The organism is Falsiroseomonas sp. HC035, assembly GCF_050563525.1.
In the GTDB taxonomy this organism is placed as follows: Bacteria; Pseudomonadota; Alphaproteobacteria; order Acetobacterales; family Acetobacteraceae; genus Falsiroseomonas.
The window spans coordinates 160,034-178,250 of record NZ_JBNXUN010000004.1; the positions used below are offsets into that span (position 1 = coordinate 160,034).

Here is an 18,217-nt window from a genome sequence, read left to right on the forward strand (position 1 = left end):
GCCATGACCGGCGGTTCGGCCTGAGGATGGATTCCGCCGGGCTCCCCGCCGGTCCGCCGAACCGCACTGAAACGACGGAGAATTTCCCGGTCGCCTCGCGCCTGCTGCCGGCCGCGCTGCGCCCCAAGGTGCTGGCCTTCTACCGCTTCGCCCGCATGGCGGACGACATCGCCGATGCGCCCGCGCTGACCCCGCCGGAAAAGCTGGCTCGGCTGGACCACATGGAACGGCTTCTCGACGATCCGGCCGGCCCCTTGGCCGAAGTCGGCACCGGCGAGGCCCGCACCCTGCTGTCCGCCTTCCGCCAGGACGCCGTGCAGTCCCGCTACGCTGATTGGCCGGCGCTGGAGGATTACTGCGCGCGCTCCGCCGAGCCTGTTGGCCGCCTGCTGCTGCGCCTGCATGGGGAGGCGGATGCCGGAGCGCTCCGCGCCTCCGACGCGCTGTGTACCGCCCTGCAGATCCTGAACCACCTGCAGGACCTGGTGCCGGACCGCGCGGCGATGGACCGCATCTACCTGCCGCAGCCCTGGATGGCGCTGGCCGGTGGCGAGGGCGCATTCTTTGCTCCCAAAAACCCGCAGCGCCGCGCCGTGCTGGATGCGGCGCTGGACCGGGTTGAGGCGGGGCTGGAGGTCGCGGCACCTCTGCCGCGCCTGCTGCAGTCCCGGCTGCGCCTGCAGGCGGCCGTCACGCTGGACCTCGCCTGGCGGCTGCTCGCACGCCTGCGGGCGGCGGACCCGGTGGCGGGGCGCGTCGCGCTGACGAAGGCCGATTTCGCCGCGGCCTTCGCCGGCCTCGCCCGCCCGCCGCGCAGCGACGCCGCCGTGGTCCGCGCCCGCGTCGCCCGCGCCGGCAGCAGCTTCGGCCGCGGCATGGCGGTGCTGAAGGGCGAGCGCCGCCGCGGCCTCTATGCCGTCTATGGATTCTGCCGAGCGGTGGATGACATCGCCGACGGCGCCATGCCGGAGGCCGAGAAGCGCCGCCTGCTGGAATCCTGGCGCCGCAAGCTGGATGCGCCGGATTGCGCGCTGTCCGCCGAACTCGCCTGGGCCCGGCAGCAATATGCGCTGCCGCGCGCCGAATGCGCCGCGATGATCGACGGCATGGAAACCGACGCCACCGCCGCGCTGCGCCTGCCCGACGAGGCCGCGCTCGCCCAGTACTGCCGCCGCGTCGCCGGCAGCGTCGGCGCCATGGCGGTGCGGATCTTCGGCGCACCGGACGCCGAGGCCTTTGGCCTGGCGCTCGGCCGCACCTTCCAACTCGTGAACATCGTGCGCGACGTCGATGAGGACGTGGCGATCGATCGCGTCTATGTCCCGGCCAGCCTGCTCGCGCGCCACGGCGTCGAAGGCCGGGACGCCGCCGCCCTGGTCGCGCATCCCGGCTTCGCCCGCTGCTGCGCCGACCTTGCGGCGCAGGCGGCGGAGGGCTTCGCGCAGGCGGAGCGGGAATTGCGGGGGCATGATCCGAAGGCGATGAAGCCGGCGCGCGTCATGATGTGGGGCTATCGCCGCCTGCTGGACCGCATGATCGCGCGCGGCTTTGCCCATCCCCGCACCCGCCTGCGCCTGACCCGCGGCGAGAAGTTCCGGATGGCCTGGCTGGCGATGAAGCCCGCGGGATTGCCATGACGGTCCATGTCATAGGTGCCGGCGTCGCCGGCCTCGCAGCCGCGCTGGCCCTGGCCCGCGCCGGGCAGCGCGTGGCGTTGCACGAGGCGACACCAGCCCCCGGCGGCCGCGCCCGAGCCCTGCCGGATGGTACGGACAATGGTACCCATGCGCTGCTCGGCGCCAACCGCGCCGCGCTGCGCTTCCTGACCGCGATCGGTGCACGGGAGGCCTGGGTGGAGCCGGAGCCGCTCGGCCTGCCGGTGCTGGACCTGGAGGAAGGCACGGCGCGCCGCGTCGCGCTGTCGCCGCTCGGCTGGGGCGATGCGGCGCGGCGGCCGGACGGCATGAGCCTCGGCGGGCTGTTCGCCCTGCTGCGCCTTGCTATCCCGGGCCCGGATCGTAGCGTCGCCGCCGCCTTCGCCGCGCACCCCCGGCTGCTGCGCGCCCTGGTCGAGCCGCTGACCGTCGCCGCGCTGAACACGCCGGTGGAGGAAGCCTCCGCCCGGCTGCTCGGCGCGGTGCTGCGACGGCTTGGCGGCAAGGGTGCGGCACGGCTGCTGGTGGCGCGCCAGGGGCTGGGGCCGGACCTGGTGGCGCCGGCGCTGGCGACGCTCGGCTGCCACGGCGCCAGCCTGCGCGCCGGCGCGCGGCTGCGGGCGCTGGTGCAGGCGGAGGGCCGGGTGACGGCGTTGGATTTCGGCGACACCATTATTGCCCTCCTCCCCGGCGATGCCGTGGTGCTGGCCGTGCCGCCGTGGGAGGCCGCGCGGCTGCTGCCCGGCCTGCCCGTGCCGCAGCGCCACGCCCCGATTCTCAACGTGCATTTCAACCGGGTGGAGGAGGGGCCGGTGCGCTTCCTCGGCCTGCTCGGCGGCCTGTCGCAATGGGTTCTCGTGCGGCCCACCGGCGTCTCCGTCACCGTCAGCGCCGCCGATGCCGCCGTCGGCCTGACGGATGCCGAGGCCGCGGCGCGGATCTGGCCGGAGGTCCGCCAGGCCGCGTTGCGCTTCCGCCTGCCCGGCGCCTGGCCGGAGGCCCCGCCGCTGGCCCGCGCCGTGCGCGAACGACGGGCCACGCCACGGCACGGTCTGAACCCGCCCCCCGCGCCGCCGCGCCGCCCGCTGGCCAACCTTGTCCTGGCTGGCGACTGGACCCTCGCCGCACTGCCCGCGACGATCGAGGCGGCGGTGCGGTCCGGCGAGGCCGCCGCCGCCGTGCTCGGCCGCGCGCTGCGCCAGCGGGTGGTGGCGTGACACCAGCCGAGGCGCTCGCCCATCTCCGCGCCGCCGAGGCCCGCGACGGCGCCCTGGCTCCGGACCGCCGCCGCGCCCTGCTGGACGAACTCGGGAAAACCCTGCTGAGGCGGGCGGAGGACATCGCCGCGGCGCTGGATGCCGATTACGGCGGCCGGTCTCGGCTGGAGACGCTGCTGGCCGACGTGCTCTGCACCGTCGACGCCGCACGCTATTCCCGCCGCCACCTGCGCGCCTGGGCGAAGCCACGCCGCGCCGCGGTGCCCTATCCCTTCTGGCCCGCCCGGGCGTGGGAGGAGGCGGTGCCCAAGGGCATCGTCGGCATCATGGCGCCGTGGAACTACCCGGTGCAGCTGGCCCTGGTGCCGGTGGTGGATGCCCTCGCCGCCGGCAACCGCGTCGCCATGAAACCCTCCGAGGCCGTGCCGCGCACGGCGGCGCTGCTGGCGGAGGTGCTGGCCACGGCGCTCGGCCCCGATGTCGCCGTGACGGTGCAGGGCGGGCCGGAGGTCGCGGCGGAATTCGCGGCACAGCCCTGGGACCACCTGATGTTCACCGGGGGCACCGAGACCGGCCGCAAGGTGGCGCTGGCGGCCGCGCGCAACCTGGTGCCGCTGACCCTGGAACTCGGCGGCAAATGTCCGGCGGTGGTGCTGCCGGGCGCGGATCTGGCGGTGGCGGCGCGGGACATCCTGGCCGGCAAGGCGGTGAATGCCGGGCAGACCTGCATCGCACCCGACACCGTGCTGCTGGTCGGCCACACGCAGGAGGCCTTTGCCGCCGCCTGCCGCGCTAGCGGCATCGGCCTGCCCGAATCGGGCATCGCCACGGCGGCCCAGGCCGCTCGGCTGGATCGCCTGACCGAGGGCGTGCGGCTGGACCGGCTGGCCTCGGACGGCCCGGGACGCCAGCGCGCCCTGTCCCTCGCCTATCCGGAGCCTGGCGACGCCCTGCTGGCGGAGGAGATCTTCGGCCCGGTCCTGGCTGTTCAACCATTGATTGATGTTTCGGCAGCCATTGCCTGGATCGCGGCGCGCCCTGCTCCACTTGCGATCTACCTGTTCGGCGCCACTCGCGGGGAGGTGGACCTGTTTGCATCCGGCACACGCTCCGGCGCCATCGTCACTGGCCGCACAGTTGAATACGCCGCGTTCCCCTCCCTCGGATTCGGCGGTGTCGGCGGCTCAGGATATGGGCGATATCATGGGCATGCGGGATTCCTCGCATTTTCGAGCCAACGCGCCCGCGTCGATCACGGTCGCGTGAGTCTTGCACGTATATTTGATCCACCACGAAAGAAACTCGCGGTGCGGTTGATCGAGAGACTGGTAAGATTGCCTTAACGCAGGCAAAGTTTGTTCATGAACGCAGTTGGCGACCCTGTCCGGGAGGTTCACACGCACAGGCTGTGCCTGCGCCTGCCGTTCCCCGAGGATGCCGAAGCCCTGGCCGGCCTGATGGGCCCCGCCATCAGCGCCCGCCTCGCCTCCTGGCCCGTCCACCTGCTGCCGGCCGCCGCCGCGTCCCGGCTCAGCGAGGCGCGCGCTGCCGCCATGGCGGGCCTCGCGCTGCCCATGGTCATCACCCGCCGTGAAGGCAGCCCGCGCGGCCAGGTGCTCGGCTGGATCAGCGCCAGCCGCGCCGAAGCCGACCGCAGCCGCGCCGTGTTGACCTACTGGCTCGGCGATGATTTCCAGGGTGAGGGCCTGATGCGCGAGGCCGCCCCGGCCGCCGCATCCGCCGTGTTCGAGCATCTGGGCGTGGCCGAGATCCGTGCCGCCGTGCAGCCGGACAACCACGCCTCCCGCGCCGTGCTGATCGGCCTCGGCATGCGCCCGCTCGGCTCCGGCCGCATCTGGTGTGCGGCCCGGGGGCGGGAGGAGGAGTGCGAGTGGTGGAGCCTGCTGCGCCCGATCATGGAATCGCACCTGCAATCCGACATGGATCAGGCTGAGCCACCGCCGGCCCGCACCGCCCAATCGGTGTCGCAGGCGGTTCCCTGACCCTTCACGAGACGGCATACTCGCGCCAGGCGGGCGTGCCGGAATGGTAGACGGAAGGGTCTTAAAAACCCTCGGCCTTGGGCCATGCGGGTTCGATCCCCGCCGCCCGCATGTCTTCGGTGCCCTCGAGCGCCGGGCGCGGCTTCAGGCCGCTTGGCTCGCCGCATAGGCGGCGGGCCGCAATTCGCGGCCTCGGCCGGTTGTGCCGGCCGCATGTTGTGGTGCCTTCAGGCGCCTCGGCGGCCGCTCGCCGCCGCAGGTTCCGGCGGCGATCGGCAGCTGGTTGGTTAACGGCGGCTGGTCTGGTCCAGCAGCGCGAAGGTCAATTCGTGCTTGTTGTGCGCGCCGTGGAACAGCACCGCGCCGGGGATGGCGGCGAAGGCCTCGGCGGTGGCGTGGTCGGTCTCGCCCTGGAATTTCAGCGTGCAGACATAGTTGCGCGCGGCTCCGGCGGCGATCCAGCGTTGCACCAGGGCCAGCAGGCGGCTCGGGTAGCAGATCACGTCGCTGAACAGCCAATCCACCGGGGGCTCGGTGCGCGGGTCCAGGCCGAAGGCGCTTTCGGCGCGCATCGTCACGCCGGGCAGTGCCGCCACCGCCGCATCCAGCGGCGCCTTGTCCACAGCCACCACCCGCGCGCCCAGCTTCGCCAGCACCCAGCTCCACCCCCCCGGCGCGGCGCCGAGGTCGAGGCAGGTCTGGCCTGGCCCGGGATAGCGCCCGAGCCGGGTCAGCGCCTCCCACAGCTTGAGGTAGGCACGGGAAGGCGGGCCCTCGCGATCCTCGACGAAGGCGACCGCACCAAGCACGAACGGGCTGGTCTTGGTCGCGCTCGCCAGCAGCCGGTCCGGCGCCAGCAGCGTCCAGGCGCCGAGATGCCCGGCGGGCGCCGGTTCCGGGAAGACCAGCGGGCGCGCCTTCACCGGCGGCAGGCGTTCCGTGATCAGCGCGCTGCGCCGATGGTGGCTGGCGGCATAGCCGGCCCAGTTGCGCTGGATGGCGCGCAGCGCATCGGCGGCCTGCTTCACCGATTCGACACGAAATTCCTGCGGCTCGGTCCAGCACTCCAGCGCCCAGGCCGATGGCGCCGGCGGATCGGGCGACAGCGCCAGCCTGCCATGCCAGGCCTCGATCCTGCGGCGCGATCGGGCAAATTCCTCCGCCAGCTCCGCCTCGAACCCCTCGGCCGCCAGGTAGGCGCTGGCGATCATCGCGCTGGCAATCACCGCTCCGGCGCCAGCGCCGCCGCCGCCGCCAGCAACCCCCAGCCGACCAGCAGCAGCATGCCGCCGAGCGGTGTCACCGGCCCGGGCGAGGTTTCGGTCAGCACCCGGACATAGACGCCGCCGCAGAAGGCGAGCGTCCCGGCAACGAAGCAGCCGGCGGCCAAGTGCACCAGCGGCCCGCGCCGCCGATCCGCCAGCAGCCCGCAGCCGAGCAGCGCCAGCGCATGCCAGGCCTGCAGCGAGGCGCCGGTATTGGCCAGGCTCGCCACCTCCGGCGGCAGTCCATGGCTCGCATAGGCGGCCATCGCCACCGCAACCAGCCCCGAAAGGGCGCCGAGAACCATCCACAACCGTGCCATGGCGCGCGGCTTAACCCGCGGCGGCGCGGGCCGCCAGCCGGACCCTTGTGGCGGCCTCATGCGCCAGCCGCGTCGGCTCCGGCAAGCGCCGGCCGCGGCCGGTGGCGATCACCCAGCGAAGCGCCGTCTCCAGCGAGACTCGATGGCCGACGGACACATAGATGGGATTGGCGCCTCGCCGGGTCCGCAGCGCGACGCCCACCGGCCGCCCCTGCCAGACCAGCGGCGCCTGCGCCCCCGCCTCCTCGCCCAGATCGCCCTGCACGGTCCCCACCAGGATCGACTTCGCGACGCCGATGGTCGGCACGTCCAGCACCACGCCGAGATGACTGGCGACGCCGAGGCCGCGCGGATGCGCCAGCCCATGCCCATCCACGAAAATCAGGTCCGGCTTCACCGCCAGCGCCCGGAACGCTTCGGCGAGCACCGGCACCTCCCGGAATCCGAGCAGCCCGGGGATGTAGGGCAGGCCGCCGCTGCCGGTGGCGCCGGCCTCCGCGGTCTGCGCCAGGCTCGCCGCGTCCAGCGTCACCAGGCCAGCGTGGACGGTCCGCGTCGGGTCGAAGCGCAGGGTGCTGGCATCCGCCCCGCCCAGCACCCGCACCGGCCCCAGCGCATCCCGCGCCACCACCTGCGCCGCCAGTTCGGGCTGCCGGCGGCGCGCCTCGGCGGCGGGTGACGCCTCAAGGGCCGCCGAGCGAGGCCCCGTCGTTGAACAACTCATGCACGGTCCTGCCGATGGTGAGGCCGAGCGGCACGCCGCCGATGTCGTCCGCGGCGTTGCGCGGCAGCCCGTCGAAGCGCCAATGCACGCCAAGATAGACGCGGCTGATGGCATTCTCCCACACCGCCCGGGCGTAGCTGTTGAACGGCCGCTCGACCCGCGTGCGCACCGAGCCATCCGCATCCACGGCGCGACCGTCCAGCTCGTCCGAGACGAAGCTGAACGCCTCCTCCTCCACGGGCCCACCATCCGCCGCATCGAGGATGGTGGCGACCGTCAGCGCCGGGCCGCCGAGCCGCAGCCGAAGCACCTGGAACATCGCCGCCCCGAAGGCTGCGTGGCCGGAGGGGTAGGCCGGAAACGGTGGCGTGGTCGGGGCACCGCCGGGCCGGTTGGTCTGCGGCGCGCCATAGGGCGCCCGGAAGGGGTCGGCATAGCCCTGCACCTCGTCGCGGATGCCGGCCACGGGCCGCCAGAGGTTCTGCTGGTACTTGTAGTGCCAGGCATCGATCCCGGCATCCGCCATGGCGACGTTGATCTCGGCGAACATCACCGCCGTCTGCATCAGGGTCAGGTTCCGCGCCAGCGCGATCTTCCGGGCGATCTGGTTGTAAAGCCGTGGCGGCACGCCAAGGCCCTGCGCCCCGTCATAGCCCCAGTAGACGCCGATGACGCTCTGCTCCGCGGTGCGGCTGCGGCGCTCCAGCGCGCCGAATTCCTTCACCGACCATGAAGCGCGTCGCGTGGCCCCAATGGGAGGTGAGGAAGCCCTGGCCCGGGTTGTAGGGATCGACCCGGTGCGTGCCATGGGCCGCGAGGCTCGGCGGCGGGTCGGGCAGGTTGGCGTCGTCATTCGCCCGGAACTGGAGGATCGCATCGGCGACCGAGGCGCCGAAGTCGAAGCCTCCCAAAGGTGCCGAGCGCCTCGGTGAAGTCATCGGCATAGGCAGGATACATCGCGGTCAGCGACCGGACGGCGGCGCCGTCGATCGCATCCTCCAGCACGATGCTTCCCGGGTTGCCGATGACCGGTTCGCCCTGCTTCACCAGGGAGGCCGCCGGCGGCCGGCGCAGGAAGGCGATGGTGTCGTGGATCGCGAGAGGCACGATCGCCATGGCGCGGGAGGTATGGGTAGGGTCCGCCTGCTGGGTGTTGGCGTAGCCCTGGGAATGGTCGCGCCGCGATGCCTCGAGCAGCACGGAATTCCAGTACATCACTTGGTTCATGTCCGTCTCTCCTTGCGGCGAGGCAAGGACTAGACAGCCCGGCCGGCGGAACACGTTTCCGCCGGCTTCGGCAGGTTGCGGCGCGGCCGGCCCTTATTTCAACGCACTTTATGCCGTCGTGCCCGCAGATCTGGCGTCACAATCCGCGCCAGCCCAGCCGGAACAGCACTGCGTGCGAAATGCCCAGCCCCGCCGCATCCTCGCGCGCATACCGCCCATACTGGTAGCCGGCATCGACCTTGAAGTTGTAGGGCAGGTCGGTGCCGATGGAGGCTTCGAGATAGTTCTCCGTCGGCAGCGTCTCGACGCTGCGCTTCCGCTGATCGCGCTGCCAGGCGACCGTGCCGCGCCATTCGCCGATGCGGTGCTGCACGCCGAGCGTGGTGAAGGTGCGACGCTCGCGCAGCGCGGTCTCCAGCACCGTCTCGATCTCGTCGCCGGTACTGGGGTCGAAGCCGAGCAGAGTGACCTCCGTGCGCGGCCGGGCGGCGGCGTTGCGGTACTGCACGCCCTCGGCGAAGAACATGGTGCGCTGGCTGGGCGACCAGCGCTGTTCGTAGCGCAGCCCGGCGGCATAGCCCCATTCGCGCGCGGTGCCGTCATTACCCGCGCCGCGCGTCAGAACGCCCAGGTGGTAGGACAGGCCCGGCGCCCAGGCGAAGCCATCGCCATCGAGCGCGACCGCGAAATTGTCCGCCTGGCCCGTATTGGCCGGGCCGCCTTGCTGGCGGGTGTTGCGGTTGAAGCGCTCGTAGCGCTCGTCGCAGCAGCGCCGGCGGGTCGCGAAGGTGGAGGACAGCGCCGTGCGGTCCAGGGTGAAGATGGCGGCGGAGACGTCGTGCTCGCCCAGCACCGGGTCGGACAGGAAGGTATAGGTCGCACCGCCGCCGAGGCTGTCGGTGATGGCATAGACCTCGTGCGCCCGGATGCCCGTCAGGATGCCCGGGAAGTCGTGGTGGCCGCGGCCGAAGGGCGCGACGAAGCGGCCGGCCTGGAGGGTCAGATCCTCGGTCGGCCGCCATTCCGCGAACAGCGCCTCGAGGAAGGCGGATTGGCGGCGAAAGCCGGTGACGCCGCCATCCGGCGACCCACCCAGCGCATCGCCCTCGCCGATCGGCTCGAAGGCCAGTACGCCCTGGATCGAGAAGCCCGGTGCCAGGTGCAGCCCGGCCGCCACCTCGCCGTACAGGAAGCCGCTGGTGCCGCGGCGTTCGCGGTCGGTCGCGCGGGTGGTGCCGACGGCGGTGAAGCCGAGATCGACCTCGGTCGCCAGATGCGGCTGGAAGCCGGCATCCAAGCGGACCTCCTGCGCGCCGGCCGCCAAGGGAAGCGTTGCGGCGAATGCGAGAAGGGCGGACCTCACGCCGCGTCGCCGCGCATCGCCGGAACCAGGACGCCGATGTTGTGGCGGAACATCGCCTCGTATGTGGGCGCGAGGCCGGAGGGCTCGGACAGCGCATCGGCGTAGAGCCGGCCGCGGACCACCACCCCGGCCTCCCGCGCCAGGCGCTCCAGCGTCGCCGGGTTGCCCATGTTCTCCAGGAACACCGCGGTGATGCCCTCGGCGCGGATCTGGCGGATCAGGCGGGCAACATCGGCGGCGCTGGGCTCGGCCTCGGTTGAAATGCCCTGCGGCGCCAGGAACGTCACGCCATAGGTGGCGCCGAAATAGCCGAAGGCGTCGTGGCTGGTCACGACCTTGCGGCGCGCCTCCGGCACCGCCGCGACCTCGGCGCGCACCCAGGCGTCCAGCGCCTCCAGCCGGGCGACGTAGGCCGCCGCATTGGCCTGGATCGCCGCGGCCTCGGCCGGCACGGCGGCCGCCAGCGCGGCGGCGATGGTGCGGGCATAGGCGATGCCGAAGCGCAGATCCTGCCAGGCATGCGGGTCCGGCACCTGGCGCGGCGCCACGGAATGGTTGTGCCGCCGCGCGGCGCCGCCATGGTCGTGGCCGTGCGCGTGCGCATCCATTTGCCGCGGCGTGATGCCCTGGGTCGCGGTCGCCACCGGGCCGGCATACCCGGCGGCACGGATCATCCGGTCCATCCAGCCATCGAAGCCGAGCCCGTTCCGCACCACCAGCGCCGCGCCACGCAGCGCCTGTGCATCCGACGGGCGGGGGGAGAAGCTGTGCGCATCCGCGTTCGGCCCGGCCAGCGTGCGCAGCCGGACCCGGTCGCCGGCGATCTGCGTGACCATGTCGCCCAGGATGGAAAAGGACGCGACGACCGACGGCGCGGCCTGTGTCTGGGCCCCGGTCTGAGCCCGTGTCTGGGCCCCAGTCTGGGCCGGGGCCAGGCCGGGCAGCAGCAAACCGGGCAGGGCGAGGAGGGAGCGCCGACGCATGGCGACTTGCCTTTGCAACGTTATAATATAACCATAGGTGGTCAAGCCGAAGCGGGCAAGGGTGCCGTGTCGCTCAGCCCCGCCCGATCCATCGCCGCAGCCGCGCGAACAGGCCCTCGCCACGCTTCTCGATCCGCTGGTGCGTCACATGCGGTCGGCGGGACGGCGGCGGCAGGGCGGAAGCCACGGTATGCCGCCCGGCATCCTCCGCCGCGATCAGCCGAAGCTCCAGCGCCACCACCTGCGCCACCGCATCCGGAGGGTCCGTCGCCGCAAGCTGTTCGGCGGTGTTGCCGGCATCGCCCCAGGCCTCGGCGCGGCGCAGCGCATCGATCACCCGCACCGTCTGTTCCGAATCCAGCGTCGGCCCGCCGCGCCACAGCGCCACGGCATCCAGCCGCCAGGCCCGCGCGAGGTCCGGCCGGCCGAGATCGTCCGCCACCCAGGCAGCGTGCAGCGTCGCCTCCGCCGCGGCATGCAGCGCGCCGGTCTCCTCCAGCACCAGCGCCCAGGCCAGGAAGCGGCGGGCGAGGGGCGGGGTGCCGGATTCCGCCAGCAGGGCGCGGAACGGCGCGGCGCGCACTGCCTCCGCTGCGGCCGGATGCGCGCGGGTGATGTCGGGCGCCGCATAGCCGCAACCCGGGCATTGCTGCAGCCAGCGCGCCATGGTGGAGCGCACCGGCTCCCCCGGACGCAGGTCGAGGTCCGGCGCCTGTTCGGGCGGCGCGGGGCGAAAAGCGGGGTGCCGGCTTTCCGTGCCACACACCCCGCAGCGCAGGGCGCCGGCGGTGGCGGAACGGGAGCCGGCCGAGGGGGTCTCGGCCATGTCCTGCAAACTAGGCACGAAACGGCCCGGGGCGAAGGGTGCGCGGCCGCAATTCCGCACCGGTTCCGTCAACAACCCTTATGGACTCGGGGCGCCCCGCCGCCGTAGAGGGGAAAAATGCCACGCGGCGACCTTTATCCCGATATTGCGCCTTTCGAGACCGGGCTGCTGCCGCTGTCAGCCGGCCATGTCATGTACTGGGAGCAGGTCGGCAATCCGCGCGGCCAGCCGGCGCTGTTCCTGCATGGCGGCCCGGGCGCCGGCGCCGGCGCCATCCATCGCCGCTTCTTCGACCCGCACCATTGGCGCGTGGTGATCTTCGACCAGCGCGGCGCCGGCCGGTCCCGCCCGCTCGGTGACCTGCGGGACAACACGACGCCGCACCTGGTCGAGGATATCGAGGCGCTGCGCCGCTTCCTCGGCATCGAGCGCTGGCTGCTGTTCGGCGGGTCCTGGGGCAGCACCCTGGCGCTGGCCTACGCCCAGGCGCACCCGGACCGCGTCACCGGCTGCGTGCTGCGCGGCGTCTTCCTCGGCCGCCGCACGGAAGTGGACTGGTTCCTGTACGGTCTGCGCCGCGTCTTCCCCGATGCCTGGGCCGCCTTTGCCGAACACGTCCCGCCGGAGGAGCGCGGCGACCTGCTGACCGCCTACCTCAGCCGCCTGTGCGACCCTGACCCGATGGTCCACCAGCCGGCGGCGCGCGCCTGGAGCCTGTATGAGGGCTCCTGTTCAACCCTGCTGCCGAGCCCGGAGACGGTGGCGAGCTTCGCACAGGACCGCACCGCGCTCGGCCTGGCGCGGATCGAGGCGCATTACTTCCGCCACGACCTGTTCCTGCCGCCCGAGGGCCTGCTCGGCAACATGCACCGCATCGCCCACATCCCGGCCGAGATCGTGCAGGGCCGCTACGACATGGTCTGCCCCTGCGACACCGCCTTCGACCTGGCGGCGGCCTGGGCGCGGGCGCGGCTGACGGTGATCCCGGATGCCGGCCATTCGGCGCTGGAGCCGGGTGTGCGGACGGCGCTGGTCAGCGCGGTGGAGCGGTTCCGGCGGCGGAGCTAGAGCGTGATCGCCGAAGGCTGGAACGGCCGGAGGCGTGAGTCAGGCGAGCAAACAAAAGGTTCGATCATGCTCCGCGCTTCTAGCAGCGCGGCTCAGGGTCTAGCCGGCGCTTCCGAGATAGGCCGCCACTTCCGAAAGCTGCCGGATCGCCGGCACGTGGCGCGGGCGCCAGGCGGCATCGCCCTCCGGCAGCAGCGCCAGCACCGGCATGCCGGCGGCCAGCGCGGCGACGACACCGGCCTCGCTATCCTCGATGACAAGGCACGCGTCCGGTGGGATCGCCAGCGCATCGGCGGCATGCAGGAACAAGCCCGGGTCCGGCTTCCAGGACCCGACCTCATAGGCGCTGAAGATGCGGTCGCCGAAATGCGGCCGCAGCCCGGTCAGCTCCAGGTTCAGCTCGATCTTGGCGCGCGGTGCGTTGGAGGCGACACAGAAGGGCAGGGTCAGCGCGCGTACCAGCGCCGCCGCACCGGCAATCTCCCGCAGCCCGGCACGCAGGGCGAGGGCGGTACGATCCCGTAGCCTCGCCTCGAAATCCGCGGGCAGCGCGTGGCCGAGCAGGCCGCCGACCTCGGCCAGCGTGGTGGCGAGGCGGCGACCACGGAACCGGGCCAGCGCCGCCTCCGCGGTCAGGGCCAGGCCCAGTTCGGCCAGCGCCTCGGCGAACACCGCGGCGCCGAGCGGCTCGCTGTCCACCAGCGTGCCGTCGCAGTCGAAGATCAGGGCACGGACGGTCATGGCGCGGGCGCCTCCCGCACCACATCCACCTTCACCAGCCACGCGATCGCCCGGTGCATGCGCGCCGCCTGGCCTGGCGGCAGCGTGGCCACCATTGCGGCGGCGGTGGCGGGCCCGTCCTCCAACGCGCCGAGCGCCTCGGCGAAGCTGTCAGCCCCCGGCAGCAGGTCCCCCCGCGCCGCCACGCCCGGGATGGCCGCGAGCGCCAGCACCCGCGCCAGCGCCGCCTTTGCATCGGACGGGCCCGGCGCCAGCATCAGCCGCGTCTCCGGCGCCAGCCGCCGCGTCGGGTAGTCGGCGAACAGGGCGCTCGGGTCGGGGCGGCGCGGCACCGGATCCTCGCCGCGCAGCGGGGTGGCGCGTTCGCCCCGGCCATCGGCGCGCAGCCGCGCCAGCTCCGTCCAAAGCAGGTGGTACTGCGCCATCACGGCGGCCCAGTCGAACCGCGCCAGCGCCTGCGCGCGGGCGGCGGTCGCCATCCGGGCGCGCAGGGTCTCGTCGCGGATCAGCGCGGCGAAGGCGGCCTCGGCGGCGCCGACATCCACCGCGGTGAACTGCGCGATGCCGCCGATGTAGTGGTCGTAGCTGTCCTGCCCGCCCTCAAGCCGCGCGGCGAGGTCCGGCATCGGCCCGGCCATCAGGGTCGGGATGCGGAAGCCGGTGACGCCGTGCTCGATGGTGTCGCGCAGCCCGTCCCAATCCGAGGCCACGACGGGCAGCCCGGCCGCCATCGCCTCCACCGGCGCCAGGCCGAAGCTTTCCTGCACGTTGTCGGACAGCAGGGCGAACAGGTCCGCCGCGGCGCGCAGCGTGGTGCCGGACTCCGGCCGTTCCACCAGCCGGATGACGAGGTCGGGCGCCAGCGCCCGCGCCATCTCGGTGAAGGCGCGCCGCTGCGTCTCGTCCGCGAACCAGCCTGACAGGATCAGCACCACGCGCGTCCCGGGCGTCGCCGAGGCTGCGCGGGCGATCCCCAGGAACATTGGCAGGGGATGCGCCTTGGCGTGGAAGGACAGCCGCCCGTGATGCAGCACCGCCACGTCCCGAGGCCCGATCCCGAGCCTGGCGCGCCATTCCGCCCGCGCCCGCGGGTCCGGCGCCAGCGCCTCCGCATCGACGCCGAGCGGGATCACCGGCAGCGCCGGCCCCTCCGGCCGCGTCGCGCCGACGCGCCGGGCGAGCCAGGCGGCCTCCCCGGCCCAAAGCCGCCGCACGGCGCCGCGCACGGCGGTGGAGGTGCAGACCAGCGCATCCCAGGGCTGCACCGGCGCCGTCAGCAGGCCTGCGATGGACTCCATCGCCGCCTCCGAGGCAATGGTGTGGGTGATGCCGACCAGGGAGAACTCGGCCGCCGCCGCCACCCGCCGGCGCCGCCAGCCATGCCCGCCGAGACTCGGCCCCGGCAGCATGAGGCAGCCGGTTTCCGCCAGCCGGCGATACTCGGCCTCCTCCAGCGTCTCCACCGGCACCCGCGCGCCCAGGGACGCGACCTGGCGCCGAAAGGCCCCGGCGTGCCCGGGCCGGGTGGTCAGCGCAACCAGCCGGTCGAAATCCGCATGCCTGACCAGCCCGCGGAGGAACCCGGCCCCGGCTGCCTGCCGGCCCATCACCTGTGGTCGCGATTCATCGAAGCCGTCCGGGGCGTACAGCAGCGCGGCGGCGGCGGGGCGGGGCATCGTGGCGTGAGGCTGCGGGCCGCCTGGGCCTTCGTCAACCGTACGACGCCGGCGGGGCACCAATGCCGGCGACGCCGGCGGGGCACTTATGCCGGCGACACCGGCGGGCCACCGTTGCCGGCGGCGGCGCGAAGCGGTATCGCGCGACGCATGGATGATCGGCCGATCGGGACTGGCGGAGGCCCGCTGCCCACCTACCGCGCCCGAGTCGTGGCCGGTGCGCTGGCGGCCGACCAGGCGCAGGCGCGCGCGGTGGAAGTGCTGCAGGATTTGTGGCGCCGCACCCGCGGCTACGACCCGGATCCGGAACAGCCGGAGAAGGGCGGCTTCTTCGCCCGCTTCACCCGCCGCAAGCCCGTCGCTGCCGAGGAAGCCCCCGCCGGCACGCCGATGGGCCTGTACCTGGTGGGGGAGGTGGGCCGCGGCAAATCCATGCTGATGGATCTGTTCTTCGAAACCGCCGACGTCGCCCGCAAGCAGCGCATCCACTTTCATCAGTTCATGCAGGATGTGCACCGCCGCATCCACGCCTGGAAGCAGGCGAACGGCGACACCGCGGACCCCATCCCGCCGCTGGCCGATGCCATCACCGAACAGGCCGCGCTGCTGTGCTTCGACGAATTCCAGGTGCACGACATCGCCGATGCGATGATCCTCGGTCGGCTGTTCCAGGCGCTGTTCGCCCGCGGCACGGTGGTGGTCGCCACCTCCAACACCGCGCCGGCGGACCTGTTCAAGGGCCGCCCCGGCCGCGACGCCTTCCTGCCCTTCATCGGCCTGATCTCCCGCCGGCTGGAGGTGCTGACGCTGGAGGCGGCGCGGGACTACCGGCGCGACCGTATCCGCGCCCTGCCGACCTGGCACGTGCCTGCCGATGAACGCGCCACCCGCGCCCTGGATACCGCCTTCGAGGAGCTGACCGGCTCGGCGCATGGCAAGCCTACACGCCTGACCCTCCTCGGCCGCAGCCTGGAAGTGCCGCAGGCCGCGAACGGGGTCGCCCGGTTCGACTTCGAGGCGCTGTGCGGCCGCCCGCTCGGCCCGGCCGATTATCTGGCGGTGGCGACGCATTTCCATACGCTGGTGCTGGATGGCATTCCGCGGCTCGGGCCCGAGAACTTCGATCGTGCAAGACGATTCATTACTCTGGTGGACGCCCTGTACGAGCACCGCGTGAAGCTATTGGCGAGTGCCGATGCGGTTCCGGACCGGCTTCATGAAGAAGGCCATAATGCTGCCATGTTCTACAGGACTGCGAGTCGCCTGAACGAGATGCAGAGCCAGGATTGGCTGGAACTTCCGCACCTGACGTAACAGTCCTCAAGATCCGTTGACAGGTCACGGTGCCGTCAGTCTAGTGATTGGCGGGGGGAGCCTGTTCCAGGGTCCCGGGGGGTTTCACGGGCCCGCGGAATCGGGCCGGTGTCGGGGAGATTTTGATCGCATGCGGACCGTCCTGTTTGCCCTGTTGTCTTTTCTTGTCCTCGCGCCGCAGGCGGCAGACGCCGCCAGGCAGAATGACCGAACGACGCAGGCCAGCAGATCTCAGTCCGCCGCGCAGCCCGCCACCCGCAACGCGACCCGCGCCGCGCCCAGGACGGTGACGCGCGCCAGCGCCCAGCGCGGCCGGGCCACACCGCCGCGCGCCGCCGCGGTGGCCCGCAGCGGCCGGCCAACGGCCCGCGCCGCGCGCAGCGGGGTCCGCAACGGGCAGGTCGCGGTCCGCCGCAACGACGTGCGGGCGCAGCGCCGTGGCACCGTGGTGCGCGGCGCCGCCGCGGCCACCATTTCCCGCAGCGTCGGCAACCGCAACCTTGGCTGGCAGGCCGGCCTTCCGGCGATGACCATGGAACAGCGCGACTGCCCGGTCGGCACCTTCGCGACCCTGGCACGCGGGCATGACGACGTGATCCGCTGCATGCCTCTCTGAGCGCCCACCCGGCCGCGCAGATGCGGCCGGCTTCAGTCTACAAAGGCCGCGCAAGCGCGGCCCGCCTTGCCCATAAGGTGGTGCGGGAGTAGGAAGCGGCGGGGCGCGCCGGGAACGGCGCGGCCTTGAAAATCCCGCGAAGCTCCTCATGAGCCCCACTCGGCTCACCCGTTTGGCCCCCCTTTGGCAAGGACCGCTGCATGGCCCGCAAGAAGATCGCGCTCATCGGCGCCGGCAACATCGGCGGCACGCTCGCCCACCTGATCGGCCTCAAGGAACTCGGCGACGTCGTGATGTTCGACGTCTTCCCGGGCGTCGCCGCGGGCAAGGCGCTGGACATCATGCAGTCCGGTCCGGTGGACGGCTTCGATTCGGAGATGAAGGGCACCGGCGACTACGCCGACATCGCGGGCGCCGATGTCGTCATCGTCACCGCCGGCTTCCCGCGCATGCCGGGCATGAGCCGCGACGACCTGCTGACCAAGAATGCCGGCGTGATCGGCCAGGTGGCGGAGGGCATCAAGACGCATGCCCCCAACGCCTTCGTCATCTGCATCACCAATCCGCTGGACGTCATGGTGTGGGTGCTGCAGCAGCGCAGCGGCCTGCCGCCGGAGAAGGTGGTCGGCATGGCCGGCGTACTGGATTCCAGCCGCTTCCGCCTGTTCCTGGCGCAGGAATTCGGCGTGTCGGTGGAGGATGTGACGGCCTTCGTGCTGGGCGGCCATGGCGACACCATGGTGCCGCTGACCCGCTATTCCACCGTGGCCGGCGTGCCGGTGCCCGACCTGATCAAGATGGGCTGGACGACGCAGGAAAAGATCGACTCCATCGTGGCGCGCACCGCCAATGGCGGCGGCGAGATCGTCAAGCTGCTGGAGAAGGGATCCGCCTTCTACGCGCCGGCGGCGTCCGCCATCGCCATGGCGGAAAGCTACCTGCTGGACAAGAGGCGCGTGCTGCCCTGCGCCGTGATGCTGAACGGCGAATACGGCCAGGACCAGTTCTACGTCGGCGTCCCTGTCGTGATCGGCGCCGGTGGTGTGGAGCGCATCATGGAGGTGCAGTTCACGCCGGAGGAGAAGGCCGCCTTCGACAAGTCCTGCGACGCGGTGAAGAAGCTGATCGCGGATTTCAAGGCGCTCGGCGTCTGACACCGCCCGCCGGTGGCCCCGTGCCTTGAAGGCATCGCGCCGCCGGCCGTTTTTCGCGCCCTGCC

General features: G+C 72.5%; 18 protein-coding genes and 1 tRNA gene. 9 read left to right on the forward strand and 10 right to left on the reverse strand.

The features are described 5' to 3' along the window. Window positions 1-26 precede the first annotated feature (26 nt). From ACLF3G_RS11065 to ACLF3G_RS11085, 5 genes are all read left to right on the forward strand, one after another. A complete protein-coding gene (locus tag ACLF3G_RS11065; RefSeq protein WP_430669422.1) occupies window positions 27-1,637 on the forward strand; it encodes a squalene/phytoene synthase family protein in 1,611 nt (536 codons plus the stop codon). Beyond that, the gene (locus ACLF3G_RS11070; RefSeq protein WP_430669423.1) at window positions 1,634-2,872 is read left to right on the forward strand and encodes a hydroxysqualene dehydroxylase; all 1,239 of its coding nucleotides are present in this window, start codon (window positions 1,634-1,636) and stop codon (window positions 2,870-2,872) included. Before ACLF3G_RS11065 ends, ACLF3G_RS11070 begins: the two co-directional genes overlap by 4 nt. Then, entirely contained in the window at window positions 2,869-4,215 is a 1,347-nt protein-coding gene (locus tag ACLF3G_RS11075; RefSeq protein ID WP_430669424.1) for an aldehyde dehydrogenase family protein, read from the forward strand. Before ACLF3G_RS11070 ends, ACLF3G_RS11075 begins: the two co-directional genes overlap by 4 nt. Window positions 4,216-4,233: 18 nt before the next feature. Further along, window positions 4,234-4,875, forward strand: a complete 642-nt coding sequence (locus ACLF3G_RS11080) for a GNAT family N-acetyltransferase (protein WP_430669425.1) — start codon at window positions 4,234-4,236, stop codon at window positions 4,873-4,875. 29 nt (window positions 4,876-4,904) lie between these two features. Next, a tRNA-Leu gene (locus ACLF3G_RS11085) sits at window positions 4,905-4,986 on the forward strand. A 176-nt stretch (window positions 4,987-5,162) separates the two neighbouring features. Here the strand turns inward: ACLF3G_RS11085 and ACLF3G_RS11090 are convergent. From ACLF3G_RS11090 to ACLF3G_RS11125, 8 genes are all read right to left on the reverse strand, one after another. Further along, on the reverse strand, window positions 5,163-6,086 hold the full coding sequence (locus ACLF3G_RS11090) for an SAM-dependent methyltransferase (RefSeq protein WP_430669426.1): 924 nt from the start codon (window positions 6,084-6,086) through the stop codon (window positions 5,163-5,165). An 11-nt stretch (window positions 6,087-6,097) separates the two neighbouring features. Then, complete coding sequence (locus tag ACLF3G_RS11095; RefSeq protein ID WP_430669427.1) at window positions 6,098-6,460, reverse strand: DUF423 domain-containing protein; 363 nt, start codon at window positions 6,458-6,460, stop codon at window positions 6,098-6,100. A 10-nt stretch (window positions 6,461-6,470) separates the two neighbouring features. Further along, entirely contained in the window at window positions 6,471-7,184 is a 714-nt protein-coding gene (locus tag ACLF3G_RS11100; RefSeq protein ID WP_430669428.1) for an endonuclease V, read from the reverse strand. Further along, window positions 7,144-7,908, reverse strand: a complete 765-nt coding sequence (locus ACLF3G_RS11105; protein ID WP_430669429.1) for a vanadium-dependent haloperoxidase — start codon at window positions 7,906-7,908, stop codon at window positions 7,144-7,146. The genes ACLF3G_RS11100 and ACLF3G_RS11105 overlap by 41 nt, the downstream gene beginning before the upstream one ends. A 125-nt stretch (window positions 7,909-8,033) precedes the next feature. Beyond that, window positions 8,034-8,411, reverse strand: a complete 378-nt coding sequence (locus ACLF3G_RS11110) for a hypothetical protein (RefSeq protein WP_430669430.1) — start codon at window positions 8,409-8,411, stop codon at window positions 8,034-8,036. Window positions 8,412-8,547: 136 nt separating this feature from the next. After that, window positions 8,548-9,708, reverse strand: a complete 1,161-nt coding sequence (locus ACLF3G_RS11115) for a hypothetical protein (protein ID WP_430669431.1) — start codon at window positions 9,706-9,708, stop codon at window positions 8,548-8,550. Between the two features lie 62 nt (window positions 9,709-9,770). Then, window positions 9,771-10,757 carry a metal ABC transporter solute-binding protein, Zn/Mn family gene (locus tag ACLF3G_RS11120; protein ID WP_430669432.1) on the reverse strand — a complete coding sequence of 329 codons (987 nt, stop codon included), beginning with the start codon at window positions 10,755-10,757 and terminating at the stop codon, window positions 9,771-9,773. A gap of 73 nt (window positions 10,758-10,830) precedes the next feature. Next, window positions 10,831-11,583: a hypothetical protein gene (locus tag ACLF3G_RS11125; protein ID WP_430669433.1), complete on the reverse strand. Its 753-nt coding sequence runs from the start codon at window positions 11,581-11,583 to the stop codon at window positions 10,831-10,833. A 117-nt stretch (window positions 11,584-11,700) separates the two neighbouring features. Between ACLF3G_RS11125 and pip the strand changes: the two genes are divergently transcribed. Beyond that, entirely contained in the window at window positions 11,701-12,651 is a 951-nt protein-coding gene (pip, locus tag ACLF3G_RS11130) for a prolyl aminopeptidase (RefSeq protein WP_430669434.1), read from the forward strand. 99 nt (window positions 12,652-12,750) lie between these two features. On the opposite strand, the gene ACLF3G_RS11135 is transcribed toward pip, so the two are convergent. Together ACLF3G_RS11135 and ACLF3G_RS11140 are read right to left on the reverse strand one after the other, a co-directional pair. After that, entirely contained in the window at window positions 12,751-13,392 is a 642-nt protein-coding gene (locus ACLF3G_RS11135) for an HAD-IA family hydrolase (RefSeq protein ID WP_430669435.1), read from the reverse strand. Then, window positions 13,389-15,068: a glycosyltransferase gene (locus ACLF3G_RS11140; protein WP_430669436.1), complete on the reverse strand. Its 1,680-nt coding sequence runs from the start codon at window positions 15,066-15,068 to the stop codon at window positions 13,389-13,391. The genes ACLF3G_RS11135 and ACLF3G_RS11140 overlap by 4 nt, the downstream gene beginning before the upstream one ends. A gap of 150 nt (window positions 15,069-15,218) precedes the next feature. Between ACLF3G_RS11140 and zapE the strand changes: the two genes are divergently transcribed. The 3 genes from zapE (at window position 15,219) to mdh (ending at window position 18,152) form a co-directional block, all read left to right on the forward strand. Then, window positions 15,219-16,382, forward strand: a complete 1,164-nt coding sequence (zapE, locus tag ACLF3G_RS11145) for a cell division protein ZapE (RefSeq protein WP_430669437.1) — start codon at window positions 15,219-15,221, stop codon at window positions 16,380-16,382. Window positions 16,383-16,512: 130 nt separating this feature from the next. Then, window positions 16,513-16,998 carry a hypothetical protein gene (locus ACLF3G_RS11150; RefSeq protein WP_430669438.1) on the forward strand — a complete coding sequence of 162 codons (486 nt, stop codon included), beginning with the start codon at window positions 16,513-16,515 and terminating at the stop codon, window positions 16,996-16,998. Between the two features lie 200 nt (window positions 16,999-17,198). Continuing rightward, window positions 17,199-18,152: a malate dehydrogenase gene (gene mdh, locus ACLF3G_RS11155; protein ID WP_430669439.1), complete on the forward strand. Its 954-nt coding sequence runs from the start codon at window positions 17,199-17,201 to the stop codon at window positions 18,150-18,152. Window positions 18,153-18,217: the final 65 nt, after the last annotated feature.

Bases quoted from the DNA above. Each gene is read 5' to 3' on its own strand.
- ACLF3G_RS11065 (WP_430669422.1), top strand. From the start codon at position 27: ATGGATTCCGCCGGGCTCCCCGCCGGTCCGCCGAACCGCACTGAAACG.
- ACLF3G_RS11070 (WP_430669423.1), top strand. From the start codon at position 1,634: ATGACGGTCCATGTCATAGGTGCCGGCGTCGCCGGCCTCGCAGCCGCG.
- ACLF3G_RS11080 (WP_430669425.1), top strand. From the start codon at position 4,234: ATGAACGCAGTTGGCGACCCTGTCCGGGAGGTTCACACGCACAGGCTG.
- ACLF3G_RS11090 (WP_430669426.1), bottom strand. From the start codon at position 6,086: ATGATCGCCAGCGCCTACCTGGCGGCCGAGGGGTTCGAGGCGGAGCTG.
- ACLF3G_RS11095 (WP_430669427.1), bottom strand. From the start codon at position 6,460: ATGGCACGGTTGTGGATGGTTCTCGGCGCCCTTTCGGGGCTGGTTGCG.
- ACLF3G_RS11100 (WP_430669428.1), bottom strand. From the start codon at position 7,184: ATGAGTTGTTCAACGACGGGGCCTCGCTCGGCGGCCCTTGAGGCGTCA.
- ACLF3G_RS11110 (WP_430669430.1), bottom strand. From the start codon at position 8,411: ATGAACCAAGTGATGTACTGGAATTCCGTGCTGCTCGAGGCATCGCGG.
- ACLF3G_RS11120 (WP_430669432.1), bottom strand. From the start codon at position 10,757: ATGCGTCGGCGCTCCCTCCTCGCCCTGCCCGGTTTGCTGCTGCCCGGC.
- ACLF3G_RS11125 (WP_430669433.1), bottom strand. From the start codon at position 11,583: ATGGCCGAGACCCCCTCGGCCGGCTCCCGTTCCGCCACCGCCGGCGCC.
- pip (WP_430669434.1), top strand. From the start codon at position 11,701: ATGCCACGCGGCGACCTTTATCCCGATATTGCGCCTTTCGAGACCGGG.
- ACLF3G_RS11135 (WP_430669435.1), bottom strand. From the start codon at position 13,392: ATGACCGTCCGTGCCCTGATCTTCGACTGCGACGGCACGCTGGTGGAC.
- ACLF3G_RS11140 (WP_430669436.1), bottom strand. From the start codon at position 15,068: ATGCCCCGCCCCGCCGCCGCCGCGCTGCTGTACGCCCCGGACGGCTTC.
- zapE (WP_430669437.1), top strand. From the start codon at position 15,219: ATGGATGATCGGCCGATCGGGACTGGCGGAGGCCCGCTGCCCACCTAC.
- ACLF3G_RS11150 (WP_430669438.1), top strand. From the start codon at position 16,513: ATGCGGACCGTCCTGTTTGCCCTGTTGTCTTTTCTTGTCCTCGCGCCG.
- mdh (WP_430669439.1), top strand. From the start codon at position 17,199: ATGGCCCGCAAGAAGATCGCGCTCATCGGCGCCGGCAACATCGGCGGC.